We start from the raw sequence: 13,619 nt of genomic DNA, 5'->3' as shown, positions 1-13,619 counted from the left end.
ATGGGATCAATGCCCGTCGGCGTCGGGAACGCGCACCATGAGCTCCTGCGCCACCGTGGCGACGAGCAGCCCGTCGCGGGTGTAGATCCGACCGGTCGACAGCCCTCGCCCGCCGCGCGCGCTCGGTGACTCCTGGGCGTAGAGCAGCCAGTCATCGACGCGAGCATCACGATGCCACCACATCGCATGATCCAGGCTCGCCACCTTCAACCCGGGCGTGGCCCACGGGACGCCATGGGCGCGGAGGACCGAGTCCTGGATGGTGAGATCGCTCATGAACGCGAGGGTCGCGCGGTGCAGCCAGGCGTCGTCCGGCATCGCCGAGCGGACCCGGAACCACAGGGCCTGGTGGGGAACATGAGCGCCGTCGACGCGCAGATGGATCGGCGCGTCGACATAGCGTGTCTCGATGGGATGCTCGGTGAAGAAGCGGTGACGGCCATCGGCGGGGTTCAGCTCGCGGACCAGCGCGAAGGCGTCCGGGAGATCCTCCGGTGGGGTGATGTCGGATGGCATCTCCTCCTGGTGTTCGAGGCCCGGGCCGGGGTCCTGGAACGACGCGATCATCGAGAAGATCGGATGCCCATCCTGATACGCCTGCGCGCGACGCGTCGAGAACGACCGACCGTCGTGGATGCGATCGACCGCCAGCGTGAGGCCCTGAGCGGCGTCGCCCGGGCGCAGGAAGTAGCCGTGCATGGAGTGCACCGCGCGGCCCGGATCCAGCGTGCGCTGCGCAGCCACGACGGACTGCGCGAGCACCTGTCCGCCGAAGATGCGACCGTGCGGCATCGGCAGCGAATGTCCGGTGAAGATGTCTTCCGTCGTGCGGGCCTCTGAACCCGCCAGATCCAGTACGTCGATCATCGCGGCGACGGACGCCGCCGGGTCGTAGTCGCTCACTCGTCCTCCTTCGGAGCCCGTACCGGGCACCGTTGTTAGTGTAGACAGGTGCCCCACAGCCTCCTTCTCGCCGACGCTCAGACCGCAGCCGATTTCCTCACCTTCGCTGGTCGTGCGGCCCGGATCGCCGACGAGGGCATTCGACTGCAGGCAGCCGGGGGAGTGCTGCGCATGTCAGCCGCGACCCTCGCACCACAGGGGCTGCTGGATGCCACACCCACCGTGATCGGCATGCGCATTCTCGCCTCAGATCCCGAACTCGTATGTGACATCACGGTTCCCGCTGAATCGCTGCAGCGTGATCCCGGGAACGAGGCAGCCATCACGCTGCCCGCGACCGCCCTGAATCCGGCGTGGACCGGGGTTGCCCCACCACAGAGCGGATGGGAGCACGTCGGAACCGTGACCGCCGAGCACCTCTCAGCGCTCGCCGCGCACGGCATCTCGATCGTGGCCGGCCGAGTGCCCACCGGCACCGGTGAGGAGATCGTTCGATCGGTGCGCGCCTCCGTGTGGGGCCCGCTCGATGACACCCTCTTCGACGCCCCGCGAGGCGTTGCGTTCACTGCAGACGCACTGGGGCTCATCTCATCGCGCCGTCCTGCCGAGGAGGCTGCGGTCTTCCGCGTCGGGCGCTGGACCCGATTCTCCACGCCGGGTGGGCACGTGCTCTCGCGCGGTCCGGCGCGGGTCGGCTTGACCGACGTTCGACGCACCGGCGCTGTCGTCTGACGGATATCCGGAGAACGCGGATATCCCGAGAACGCGGATATCCGGAGAACGCGGGGAGCTGCGCGTGTGCGGCCACGTGTCGGCACCGACGTGCCTCGGCGCGGAAGCTGTCCGCGAAAACGCTCCGCACCTACGGCGAAATCGGCACCCCACCACGCGTTCGTGTGAGGATGTGGCGTGTCAGCGCTGCGCCAATGCCCGACCTACCTGGCGGCCGGAGAACAGACAGCCGCCCACGAAGGTCCCTTCCAACGCGCGGTAGCCGTGCACGCCGCCACCGCCGAAGCCGCTGGCTTCACCCGCGGCGAACAGACCACGGATCGGGTCGCCGGCGGCGTCCAACACTCGGCCATCGAGATCCGTCTCGAAGCCGCCCAGGGACTTGCGGGTCAGCACGTGCAGCTTGACCGCGATCAGTGGTCCGGCTGACGGGTCCGTCAGCCGGTGCGGCGCGGCCGTGCGGATGAGTCGGTCACCGCGATAGGCCCGCGCCGAGCGGAGCATGGCGATCTGCGCGTCCTTGGTGAAGTCGTTGGCCATCTCGCGGTCGCGGGCTTCGACCTCGCGAATCACCTGATCCCGATCGAGGGCGTCGCCGCCGGGGAGCGCCTGCATCCGGTCGATGAGCCGGTCGAGCGAGCGTTCGACGACGAAGTCCTCGCCCTTGTCGAGGAACGCCTGCACGGGCCCGGGTGCGCCGCCGGAGAGCCGCGTCGTGGCCAGCAGCTTGACATCCTTCCCGGTGAGATCGGGGTTCTGCTCGCTGCCGGAGAGCGCGAACTCCTTCTCCACGATCTTCTGCGTGAGGATGAACCACGAGTGATCGTGTCCCGTGCGACGCAGGTGATCCAGTGTGCCGAGGGTGTCGAATCCCGGGAACAGCGGCACGGGCAGGCGGCGACCGGTCGCGTCCAGCCATAACGACGACGGGCCGGGCAGAATCCGGATGCCGTGTCCGGGCCAGACCGGATCCCAGTTGCGGATGCCCTCCACGTAGTGCCACATGCGGTCACCGTTGATAAGGTTGCCGCCGGCCGCGCGCCCGACGGCGTACATCGAGCCGTCCACATACGCGGGGACACCGGTGAGCATCTCCGTCGGGGGCGCGCCGAGTCGTTCGGGCCACTGGGCGCGGACGAGGTCGTGGTTTCCTCCGATGCCGCCGGACGCGATCACGACGGCGTCCGCCGCGATCTCGAAGTCGCCCACGACGTCGCGCGATGTCGCGATGCCGCGCGCGGCGCCACTGGGAGCGAGAATGTCTCCCGTCGCACCGGCGACGGCCCCATCGGTCACGGTGATCCCCGTCACTCGGTGGCGAGGCAGAACGGTGATCGAGCCCGCGATCTCCGCCTCGTCCACGAAGTCGGCGAACGGCTGCACGACACCCGGCCCCGTGCCCCACGTGATGTGGAAACGCGGCACCGAGTTGCCCGGCCCGAGCGCGGTGTAACCACCGCGCTCGGCCCAACCGACGATGGGGAAGAAGCCGACGCCCAGCGAACGCAGCCAGGATCGCTTCTCGCCCGCGGCGAACTGCAGGTAGGCCTCGGCCCATGCCCGCGGCCACCGATCCTCGGCGCGATCGAAACCGGCGGTGGCGAACCAGTCCTGTCGCGCGAGTTCCAGACTGTCGTGAATGCCCATGCGCCGCTGCTCGGGGGAATCGACGAAGAACAGTCCGCCGAAGGACCACCAGGCCTGGCCGCCGAGATTGGAGCGCGGCTCCTGATCGACGATCGTGACGCGCTTGCCGGCGCGAGCGGCTTCGCGGGCGGCCACGAGGCCGGCAAGACCCCAGCCGATGATGAGGACGTCGGTGCGGTGAACGCTCACAGATACTCCTTCGGCCGTGGCTGCTCACCCTGACGCTATCGGGTGTGGGCGCCCAGAGGAACACGCCTCGCGCGATACGATCGACGTCGTTCCACTCGTCGTATGCGCCCACCACGCGCTCGCGCTCGCGCGCACGACGAACTGTTCACAAGACATGGGAGATGGATGCGGCAATGAAGGCGCTCATCAAGAACGAACCAGGACCCGGGCTGGCGCTGATCGACGTGCCGGAGCCGGTGATCGAAGCATCGGACGTGAAGATCCGGGTGCTGCGCACGGGTATCTGCGGCACGGATCTGCACATCGAGAAGTGGGATGACTGGGCGGCCAGCACGCTGCGGCCGCCGATCATTCCCGGCCATGAGTTCAGCGGCGAGGTGGTGGAGGTCGGATCCCTCGTCCACGACGTCGCCGTCGGTGACCTCGTCTCGGGTGAAGGACATGTCGTGTGCGGCATGTGCCGCAACTGCCGCGCTGGGCGGGCCCACATGTGCATCCGCACGAAGGGCGTCGGCGTCAATCGCGATGGTGCGTTCGCGGAGTACGTCGTGATCCCGGGCAAGAACGTGTGGGTCCATCAGCCCGGCACAGATCCTGATGTCGCCGCGATCTTCGATCCGTTCGGCAACGCCGTTCACACCGCCCTGAAGTTCGGCGTCGTGGGAGAGGACGTACTCGTCACCGGCTGCGGTCCGATCGGTCTCATGGCGATCGCCGTGGCTCGTCACGTGGGCGCGCGTTTCGTCGTGGCCACCGACATCTCCCGGCCACGTCTGGAGATGGCGCTGCGCATGGGTGCCGATGCTGCCGTGGACGTGTCGCGGGAGCGGGTGGCCGACGTGCAGCGCTCACTGGGGATGAAGGAGGGCTTCGACGTCGGCTTCGAGATGTCGGGTTCGCCCGCGGCCCTCGGCGAGATGATCGAGAACATGAATCACGGCGGGCGAATCGCCATGCTGGGACTGCCCGCGGAGCCCTTCCCGATCGACTGGAGCAAGGTGGTCACCCACATGCTCACCCTGTCCGGCATCTACGGGCGCGAGATGTTCGAGACCTGGAACTCGATGAGCGCGATGCTCCAGTCGAGTCCGCAGCTGCGCGAACGCCTGGCGTCCATCATCTCGGACCGCTATCCGGCGTCGCGGTGGCGCGACGCATTCGACGTGGCCGCGACGGGCGGCGTGGGCAAGGTCATCATCGATTGGACGGAGATCTGACGTGTACACGAGCATGCGAGCACAGCTTCAGGAAGAACTGGACGGCATCGAACAGGCGGGCCTCACCAAGCGGGAGCGCGGGATCCGCGGGCCGCAGGGCGCTCTCGTGGAGGTGGGCGGCACCGAGGTGCTGAACTTCTGCGCCAACAACTATCTCGGTCTCGCCGACGATCCGCGCATCGTCGCGGCGGCCAAGGAGGGCCTCGACGACTGGGGTTACGGCCTCGCGAGCGTCCGGTTCATCTGCGGAACTCAGGAGCAGCACCTGCGTTTGGAGCGTTCGCTGTCGGACTTCCTCGGCTACGACGACACCATCCTGTTCTCGTCGTGCTTCGACGCGAACGGCGGCGTGTTCGAGGTGCTGTTCGGTCCGCAGGACGCGATCATCTCGGACGAATTGAATCACGCGTCGATCATCGACGGCATTCGACTGTCGAAAGCGGCCCGCCTGCGCTACCGCAACCGCGACATGGCCGATCTGGAGACGAAGCTGCAGGAGGCTGCAGACGCCCGCCGCCGCGTCATCGTCACCGATGGGGTGTTCTCCATGGACGGCTACATCGCGCCGCTGCAGGAGATCTGCGACCTCGCGGAGCGCTACGACGCGCTCGTGTTCGTCGATGACTCGCACGCGGTCGGCTTCGTCGGCGACAAGGGGCGGGGCACGCCAGAGCTGTGCGGCGTCGAGGGCCGCGTGGACATCACCACCGGCACGTTCGGCAAAGCGCTCGGCGGTGCATCGGGCGGCTACGTGAGTGGTCACGCCGAGATCATCGCGCTGCTGCGTCAGCGAGCGCGCCCGTACCTGTTCTCCAACACCCTGGCACCGTCGATCGTGGCGGGCACGCTGCGCACACTGGAGCTGCTCACCGAATCTGACGATCTGCGCGTGACGCTGCGACGCAACGCCGCACTGTTCCGCGAGTTGATGGCGGCGGAGGGGTTCGAGCTGCTGCCGGGGGAGCACGCCATCGTTCCCGTGATGTTCGGTGACGCCCGGCTCACGGCCGACATGGCTGATGAACTGCAGCGTCGCGGTGTGTATGTGACCGCGTTCAGTTTCCCGGTGGTGCCGCGAGAGCAGGCGCGCATCCGCGTGCAGCTCTCCGCCGCGCATACGGACGACGAGATCCGGCGCTGTGTCGCCGCGTTCGCCGCGGCGCGCGAAGCCCTCCGCTCGGCGTGATGGTGTGGGGCACTGCGGCGGCGGTGCCCCACCGTCAGTGCGTGAGCCCCAGGTCGGTGCGGCCCTGAGCTGCCGGACCGACACCCGTCGGCTCGAAGGTGTTGACCATCGCGTGGGCCGCGCGTTCGAGATAGTCCCACAGCGCGGCCTCGTGGATCGGTGCCAGCTCGAGGGCATCGACAGCCGTACGCATGTGCATCAGCCAGCGATCGCGCGCATCGGGATTGACGTGGAACGGCATGTGCCGCATCCGCAGGCGCGGATGACCGCGACGCTCGGAGTACGTGCCCGGACCTCCCCAGTACTGCTCGAGGAACAGCGTGAGTCGCTCGGCGGCCGGTCCGAGGTCCTCCTCCGGGTACATCGGCTTCAGGACCTCGTCTTCGGCGACGCCCGCGTAGAACACGTCGACCAGCTTCACGAACGTCTCGTGCCCGCCGATCTCCTGGTAGAAGCTCAGGGGTGCATCGGTCACGGTGTCTCCTCGGGGATTGTCTTGGGGCGCTTGCGCGGCTTCCAGGACGGACGGCTCGGCTCGGAGTCCTGAACCGGCTGGGGCTTCGTCTTCGGGGGGTTTGCGCCACGTACTCGGAACGCGCCCTCGCTGCCGGTCAGGACGACCGATGCGAGAGCCGGGCGGACGACTCCGTCCTCGTTCTCCGGCACGTCGAGGCCGTCGGCGGCGGCGAGCAGTCGCGCGCGCAGCTCCTGGGCCACATCGTCGCGGGATGCGGAGCGCGTTCGCATCACCACGCGGATGATCAGTGCGTCGGCGGTGACAGCCTCGAGACCCCAGGTCTCGGGCTTGCCGACGATGCGCGAGCGCCAACGCGGCTCTTTGGCCAGGAGAGTCGCGGCTTCGTGCAGCACGTCCTCGGCCGGCTCGAGGTCGACACCGCGGGGCACGGAGACGTCGATGATGACGCGCGACCATCCCTGGGACATGTTGCCGATGCGGGTGATCTCACCGTTGCGGACGTACCAGAGTGTGCCGTTCACGTCGCGCACGTGGGTGACGCGCACGCTGACGTACTCCACGATGCCCGTGGCGAGTCCGAGGTCGACGACGTCGCCGATGCCCACCTGGTCCTCCACCACGATGAAGATGCCATTGAGTACATCCTTGACGATGTTCTGCGCGCCAAAACCGAGGCCGGCACCGATCGCCGCCGTCAGCAGCGTCAGGGAGCCGAGGATGTTCGGAGCCAGGATCTGCACGGTCAGGACGATCGCGATGATCACGAGGGTGATGTTGACGATGTTCTGCAGGATGGAGCCGAGAGTGCGGGTGCGCTGCACGAGCCGGACCGCCGCCAACGGCGAGCGATCGAGTGCCTGCGTGTCGTCGACGTTGGCCTTGCTCTTCGCGCCGTTGACGATGCGCGAGACGACACGTCGGATCACGAACTTCAGCAGGTAGCCGATGACCCCGCACACGACGATCGTGATGAGGACCTGCACGATGTTCCAGCCGGCGTCCCCGAGGAACAGCAGAACCTTGTCCCAGGTGGGGAACCAGTCTGCCCATGGGGGCGGGGTTGTCTCGGCGAGGGGAGTCACCCTTCGATCCTACGAGCCGAATCTCGGCAGAGCATGAGGACGCGATCGGCCCCCGCCGAATGGCGGGAGCCGATCGCGTCGATACTGCGAGGCTTCAGGCGTCGCGGGCCTTCAGTGCCACGGCACCGAGGCCGAGCACCGCCACGACCCAGCCGCCGAGGATGAGAGCACCCTGCCATACCTCATCGCCGCTGCCCTGGACCAGCGCGCTGCCGGCGTTGCTCGGAAGATAACGCGCCGCTTCGGCGACCCACTCCATTCCGGGTGCCATGGCGAGAACCTGCGGGACGATCGGCAGGATGAACAGGATGCCCACGGCGACAGCAATCGCTCCGGCACCGCTGCGCAGCAGGTATCCGAAGCCGAGTCCGAGCAGGGCCGCAGCCACGAGATAGACAGCGGAGTACACGTAGGGCAGAACCGCTCCGGAGAGGTCGCCGAAGTCCAGCGCGACGTCGGTCCCGGCGAACAGCGCGCTCACGAGCGCCACGCCGAGAATGCTGGTCACCACCGAGACCAGCACGGTGTAGCCGACGAGCACGATCGCCTTCGCGAAGAGGGTCCGCAGACGATCCGGTGCGGCGGTCAGCGTGGAGCGAATCATGCCGGTGGAGTACTCACCGGTGATGAGCATCGAACCCGTGATGGTCACCAGCAGCGCCGTGAACGCGAGGGGCATGGTGACCGCCTGGGCGATCATCTCGTTGCCGCCGCCGGAGGCGGGGACCTGGTCCAGGAAGTTGCGCATGGAGATGGCCATGAGCGTGGTGATACCCAGGGAGATCGCGATGGTCAGCGCCCCGGAGATCCACGGGGAGCGCAGCGAGATCAGCTTGATCCCCTCGCTGCGGATCACGCGGCCGATGCTGAGCTGGTAGGCGGAAGGCCGGACGACAGGGGCAGCGGCTGGTGCCTGCTGCGTGGCGGTGAGGGTCATGCGAGCTCCTTGGTCTTGTACTCGACGGCGTCGCCGGTGAGGGCCATGTAGGCCTCTTCCAGCGAACCGGTGCGGGTGGTGAGCTGGTGGATCGCGATACCGGCCGCGGCCGCACGGTCACCGATCCAGGCTGCCGGAGCGCCGCTCACGGCCAGCGCGTTCGTGCCGGTGCGCTGGACCGCGACGCTGTCGCTCGCGAGAGCGGACGCCAGCGCGTCGGGATTCGGAGTCTCGACCGCGACGTCCTCCTTCGTCCACGCGGCGACGAGCTGGGCGACCGACGCATCGGCGAGCACCCGTCCACGACCCAGCACGATGAGGTGATCGGCGGTCAGTGCCATCTCGCTCATCAGGTGGCTGGACAGCAGCACCGTGCGGCCGGCGGCCGCGTAGCTGCGCACGAAGTCGCGCACCCACCGCACGCCCTCGGGGTCGAGGCCGTTGACGGGTTCGTCGAGAATGAGCGTGGTGGGATCGCCCAGGATCGCGCTGGCGATGCCGAGCCGCTGCCCCATGCCGAGGGAGAATCCGCCCGCCCGCTTGCGAGCCACACTCGCGATGCCAGTGATTTCCAGGACCTCGTCCACGCGCGACAGCGGGATGCCATGGGTGGCGGCCATCGCACGGAGGTGATTGCGGGCGGAGCGTCCGGTGTGGACGGCTTTCGCGTCCAGCAGCGTTCCCACCTCGGTCAGTGGCGAAGGTGAGGTGGCATAGGCGCGGCCGTTCACGGTTGCGCGACCCGACGTGGGGCGGTCCAGCCCCACGATCATGCGCATGGTGGTGGACTTGCCGGCGCCGTTGGGGCCGAGGAAGCCGGTCACCATACCGGGACGGACAGCGAAGGAGGCGTCGGACACCGCGGTGCGCGTGCCATACCGCTTCGTGAGGTTTTCTGCGACGATCATGTACCCAGGCTATGAACCGCCTGTATGGCGCCGAATCCCTCCGAGGTATGGGTTCCCGGCCCCGGCGTCATCCCAGAGGATGACTCACCTCCGAAAAACCCAAACAAGTCCGAGAAACCCCGCAATGCGGGGTTTCTCGGACTTGGATGGGTTTCTCGCGGAGTTACTCGGCGTCGCGTTCCTGAACGGCGAGCGCACGCTCGACGACGGCCAGGTTCTCGTTCACCAGGCGGCGAAGCGCGGCCGGAGCCTCGGCGTTCGCGGCCAGCCACGCGCGCGTGGCGTCACGCAGCTCGCGGCTGGCGAGCGATGCCGGATACAGCCCCGTGATGAGGTAGTTGGCGATCTGGTAGGTGCGCGATTCCCAGATCGGCAGCAGCATCTCGAAGTACGCCGGAACGAAGGCGGCGAGGTCGTCGCGGGTCGTCGGGTTCACGAAGCCGAGTGCGGCGGAGCGGACGATGGTGTTGGGCAGATCGGCGTTGTCGATCAGCGAGGTCCACGCGGCGCGCTTGGCCTCCTCGCCGGGCAGCGCGGCCTTGGCCTGCGCGGCGAACTCGCCGCCCTTCGCGGTGTTGTCGGCGGCCAGCGCCACGTCGATCTCGGCGGTGGTGACCGCCCCGGCCGCGGCAAGGGCCACGAGAAGCTGCCACGACAGGTCGGTATCGATGCTCAGGCCCTCGAACACGATCTCACCGTCGCGGATCGCACGCACGCGCTCGACCTGCTCGGGTGTCGCGGCGTTGGCGGCGAGAGCCTGCACGAACTGCAGCTGGCTGTCGCTGCCGGCCTCGGCGGCCTGGGCGAGCTCCCACAGGCCTTCGCCCACGCGGCTGCGTGCCGCGGAGCGAGTCGTGGGATCCACGTAGGAGTTTGCGGCCAGACGCAGTTGCGCGAGGGTCGTGCGCACCGTGGTGGACTCGGTCTCGCGGCCGATGTTGCCAAGCACCAGTTCGATGTAGTCGGTGGCACTGGACTCGGCGTCACGGGTCTGGTCCCAGGCGGCACCCCACACCAGCGAGCGCGCCAGCGGGTCGGCGATGTCACCGAGGTGCTCGATGGCGGTGCGCAGCGAGCGGTCGTCGAGACGGATCTTCGCGTAGGCGAGGTCCTCGTCGTTGAGCAGCACGAGATCGGGCTGCGTGAGACCCTTCAGCTCCGCGACGTCCGTGCGGTCGCCGTCGACGTCCAGCTCCACGTGATGCGTGCGGCGCAGTTCGCCGTCCACGACGTCGTAGAAGCCGACACCGAGGCGGTGCGGACGGATGGTGGGGTAGTCCGCGGGGGCGGTTTGCGTGATCGCGAAGCGCGTGATCTTGCCGTCGACGTCGGTGTCGATGACCGGCGCGAGCGTGTTGACGCCGGCCGTCTCCAGCCACTTCTTCGCCCACGTCGACAGGTCACGGCCGCTGGTGGCCTCCAGCTCGACGAGCAGGTCGCCGACCTCGGTGTTGGAGTACGCGTGCTTCTTGAAGTAGGCGGCGACACCGGCGAAGAACTGTTCGATTCCCACCCAGGCGGCGAGCTGCTTGAGCACCGATCCGCCCTTGGCATAGGTGATGCCGTCGAAGTTCACCTGGACGTCCTCGAGATCGTTGATCTCGGCGACCACCGGGTGCGTGGAGGGGAGCTGGTCCTGCAGGTAGGCCCAGGTCTTCTCCATCGCGTTGAAGGTGGTCCAGGCCTCCTTCCACTCCGTGGCCTCGGCGGTCGCGATGGTGGATGCCCACTCGGCGAACGACTCGTTCAGCCACAGGTCGTTCCACCACTTCATGGTCACGAGATCGCCGAACCACATGTGGGCGAGCTCGTGCAGGATCGTGACGACGCGACGCTCCTTGACGGCATCGGTCTGCTTGCTGCGGAAGACGTACACCTCGGTGAAGGTGACCGCGCCGATGTTCTCCATCGCGCCGGCGTTGAACTCCGGCACGAAGAGCTGGTCGTACTTCGCGAAGGGGTACGGATAGTCGAACTTCTCGCCGTAGTAGGCGAAGCCCTCGCGCGTCTTGTCGAAGATGTAGTCCGCGTCCATGTACTCCCACAGGCTCTTGCGCGCATAGATGCCGAGGGGGATGGTGCGTCCGTCGCCGTTGAGCAGCTCGGAGTGCGTCGACTCGTACGGACCGGCGATGATCGCGGTGATGTACGAGGACATCTTCGGGGTGGGCTCGAAGCTCCAGGTGGCGATGCCGTCGCCCGCGGGCACGGGCTCAGCGCTGGGGGAGTTGGAGATGACCTTCCATGCCGCGGGCGCCGTGATGGTGAAGGTGAACTCCGCCTTGAGGTCGGGCTGCTCGAACACGGCGAACACGCGCCGGGAGTCGGGGACCTCGAACTGCGAGTACAGATAGACCTCGCCATCGACCGGGTCGACGAAGCGGTGCAGACCCTCACCCGTGTTGGTGTAGAGGCAGTCGGCGTCGATCACGAGCTCGTTCTCGGCGGCGAGAGCGTCGAGGGTGATGCGGGAATCCGCGAATGCGGTGGCGGGGTCGATCGTGCGGCCGTTCAGCGTGATCGAGTGCACCGTCTGCGCAATGAGATCGATGAAGGTCGAGGCACCTTCTGTCGCGGTGAAGCGCACCGTCGAGCGGGAACGGAACACCTCCGCTCCGGTGGTGAGGTCAAGGACGATGTCGTACGTCTGCGTGTCGACGATCGCGCGACGCTCCTGCGCCTCGATGCGTGTGAGGTTCTCTCCAGGCACTGGGTTACTCCCGTGTTGTGGGGTTCTGCGGCGAGCGCCGCTCGGATGCGCCCGGCGCGGTGGCGCGGGCGGAGACGAAAACCAGCCTACGCCCCGCGGCCTCTCTAGGATTGAGCCATGCGCATCCACATCGCCACCGATCACGCCGGTCTCGAGTTCTCCACCCGCCTCCAGGATCACCTGCGCACGGCAGGTCACGACGTCGTGGACCACGGCCCGATCGAGTACGACGCCGTCGACGACTACCCCGCCTTCTGCATTCGTGCAGCCCAGGCCGTCGTGGCCGATCAGAGCGCAGGCGTCGAGGCGCTGGGCATCGTGTTCGGCGGATCGGGCAACGGCGAGCAGATCGCGGCGAACAAGGTGGCTGGCATTCGCGCGGCTCTGGCCTGGAACGAGGCGACGGCGAAGCTCGCCCGCGAGCACAATGACGCCAACGTGATCTCGATCGGCGCCCGCCAGCACACGTTCGAGGAGGTCGTCTTCCTCATCGACACCTTCATCGCGACGCCCTTCAGCGATGAGGAACGCCACATCCGTCGTATCGCGCAGATCGCGGACTTCGAGCGCGACGGCTCGCTGCTGCCTGACCCTCGCGCGGCACGGGAGAACTGATGCCCGAAGGGCACTCTGTCCACCGCATCGCCCGCCAGATCGACCGCAACTTCGTGGGGCACGCCATCACGGCATCCTCCCCGCAGGGACGCTTCGCCGAGGGCGCCGCACTGCTGAGCGGCCGTGAGCTGGTCGGTGTGCAGGCGGTGGGCAAGCAGATGTTCACCGAGTTCGAGGGTGACCTGTGGTTGCGGGTGCATCTCGGCCTCTACGGTGCCTGGGACTTCGCCGGCGAGATCCTCGTGGACCCGACCATTGCGTCCGCGAACGGACGTATGGGCCAGACCAACCAGCGGGGCACCGACCTCGACGATGACACGATCCTCGATGACGCCGGGGAGAACTCGCTGAATTCGATCGGGGCTCCGCGCCGCTCTCGGGTCAATGTTCGCATGTCGGAACAGACCAAGGGGCTCGCCTCCGAGCTCACCGAGTGGCCGCCACCGCCCGTGGGCGCGGTGCGTCTTCGGCTGCTCACCGAGCTGACCTGCGCGGATCTGCGCGGGCCGACCGCATGTCAGATCCAGACACCGGATGAGATGCTCGCCACCATCGCCAAGCTCGGACCCGACCCGCTGGTGGGAGACACCACCGAGGGCGAAGAGCGCTTCGTCACGTCCGTGCGACGTCGCAACGTCTCGATCGGGCAGCTGCTGATGGACCAGGCGGTGGTGAGCGGCATCGGCAATGTCTACCGCGCCGAGCTGCTGTATCGTGCCGGGCTCAACCCTCACAAGCCCGGCAAGTCGATCCCGGCGGAGAATCTCCGAGCGCTCTGGCGCGACTGGGTGGAGCTGCTGGACGTCGGGGTCGAGACCGGTCAGATGATGACGATGGATGATCTGGATCCGGAGGCCTACCGACGCGCCATGGCCAGTCGGGACGATCGCCACTGGGTCTACCACCGCGAGGGGCTGCCCTGCCGCACCTGCGGCACCAACATCGTGATGGAGGACATGGTCGGGCGCAAGCTCTACTGGTGCCCTACCTGCCAGACCTGATCACACGAAAGGAA

Annotated in this window: 12 protein-coding genes; 5 read left to right on the top strand and 7 right to left on the bottom strand. The window is 67.6% G+C overall.

What is annotated here, in order from left to right; translation table 11 throughout:
• Positions 1-6 precede the first annotated feature (6 nt).
• Complete coding sequence (locus tag ACI3KU_RS10455; RefSeq protein ID WP_404922282.1) at positions 7-867, bottom strand: acyl-CoA thioesterase; 861 nt, start codon at positions 865-867, stop codon at positions 7-9.
• Between the two features lie 84 nt (positions 868-951).
• Between ACI3KU_RS10455 and ACI3KU_RS10450 the strand changes: the two genes are divergently transcribed.
• Positions 952-1,635 carry a hypothetical protein gene (locus ACI3KU_RS10450; protein WP_404922283.1) on the top strand — a complete coding sequence of 228 codons (684 nt, stop codon included), beginning with the start codon at positions 952-954 and terminating at the stop codon, positions 1,633-1,635.
• A gap of 180 nt (positions 1,636-1,815) precedes the next feature.
• Here the strand turns inward: ACI3KU_RS10450 and ACI3KU_RS10445 are convergent, their stop codons facing one another.
• On the bottom strand, positions 1,816-3,471 hold the full coding sequence (locus ACI3KU_RS10445) for an FAD-binding dehydrogenase (RefSeq protein WP_404922253.1): 1,656 nt from the start codon (positions 3,469-3,471) through the stop codon (positions 1,816-1,818).
• A 173-nt stretch (positions 3,472-3,644) separates the two neighbouring features.
• On the opposite strand from ACI3KU_RS10445, the gene tdh reads away from it, so the two are divergent.
• Entirely contained in the window at positions 3,645-4,688 is a 1,044-nt protein-coding gene (gene tdh, locus ACI3KU_RS10440) for an L-threonine 3-dehydrogenase (protein ID WP_404922252.1), read from the top strand.
• 1 nt (position 4,689) lies between these two features.
• On the top strand, positions 4,690-5,874 hold the full coding sequence (locus ACI3KU_RS10435; RefSeq protein WP_404922251.1) for a glycine C-acetyltransferase: 1,185 nt from the start codon (positions 4,690-4,692) through the stop codon (positions 5,872-5,874).
• A gap of 34 nt (positions 5,875-5,908) precedes the next feature.
• On the opposite strand, the gene ACI3KU_RS10430 is transcribed toward ACI3KU_RS10435, so the two are convergent.
• From ACI3KU_RS10430 to pepN, 5 genes are all read right to left on the bottom strand, one after another.
• Entirely contained in the window at positions 5,909-6,349 is a 441-nt protein-coding gene (locus ACI3KU_RS10430; RefSeq protein ID WP_404922250.1) for a globin, read from the bottom strand.
• Complete coding sequence (locus ACI3KU_RS10425; protein ID WP_404922249.1) at positions 6,346-7,434, bottom strand: mechanosensitive ion channel family protein; 1,089 nt, start codon at positions 7,432-7,434, stop codon at positions 6,346-6,348. Before ACI3KU_RS10425 ends, ACI3KU_RS10430 begins: the two co-directional genes overlap by 4 nt.
• A 94-nt stretch (positions 7,435-7,528) precedes the next feature.
• Positions 7,529-8,371, bottom strand: a complete 843-nt coding sequence (locus ACI3KU_RS10420; RefSeq protein ID WP_404922248.1) for an ABC transporter permease — start codon at positions 8,369-8,371, stop codon at positions 7,529-7,531.
• Complete coding sequence (locus ACI3KU_RS10415) at positions 8,368-9,279, bottom strand: ATP-binding cassette domain-containing protein (RefSeq protein WP_404922247.1); 912 nt, start codon at positions 9,277-9,279, stop codon at positions 8,368-8,370. Before ACI3KU_RS10415 ends, ACI3KU_RS10420 begins: the two co-directional genes overlap by 4 nt.
• Positions 9,280-9,442: 163 nt before the next feature.
• Complete coding sequence (pepN, locus tag ACI3KU_RS10410; protein ID WP_404922246.1) at positions 9,443-11,989, bottom strand: aminopeptidase N; 2,547 nt, start codon at positions 11,987-11,989, stop codon at positions 9,443-9,445.
• A gap of 117 nt (positions 11,990-12,106) precedes the next feature.
• Between pepN and ACI3KU_RS10405 the strand changes: the two genes are divergently transcribed.
• A complete protein-coding gene (locus ACI3KU_RS10405; protein WP_404922245.1) occupies positions 12,107-12,604 on the top strand; it encodes a ribose-5-phosphate isomerase in 498 nt (165 codons plus the stop codon).
• Positions 12,604-13,605 (top strand): Fpg/Nei family DNA glycosylase, encoded by a 1,002-nt coding sequence (locus tag ACI3KU_RS10400; protein WP_404922244.1) that lies wholly within the window; start codon positions 12,604-12,606, stop codon positions 13,603-13,605. The genes ACI3KU_RS10405 and ACI3KU_RS10400 overlap by 1 nt, the downstream gene beginning before the upstream one ends.
• The last annotated feature ends 14 nt before the right edge of the window (positions 13,606-13,619 follow it).

Origin of the sequence: Microbacterium sp. ZW T5_56 (assembly GCF_044987425.1) — a bacterium.
Classification (GTDB): domain Bacteria; phylum Actinomycetota; class Actinomycetes; order Actinomycetales; family Microbacteriaceae; genus Microbacterium.
Note: the sequence above shows the minus strand (reverse complement) of the source record. Positions and strands in the feature narration are given on the sequence as shown.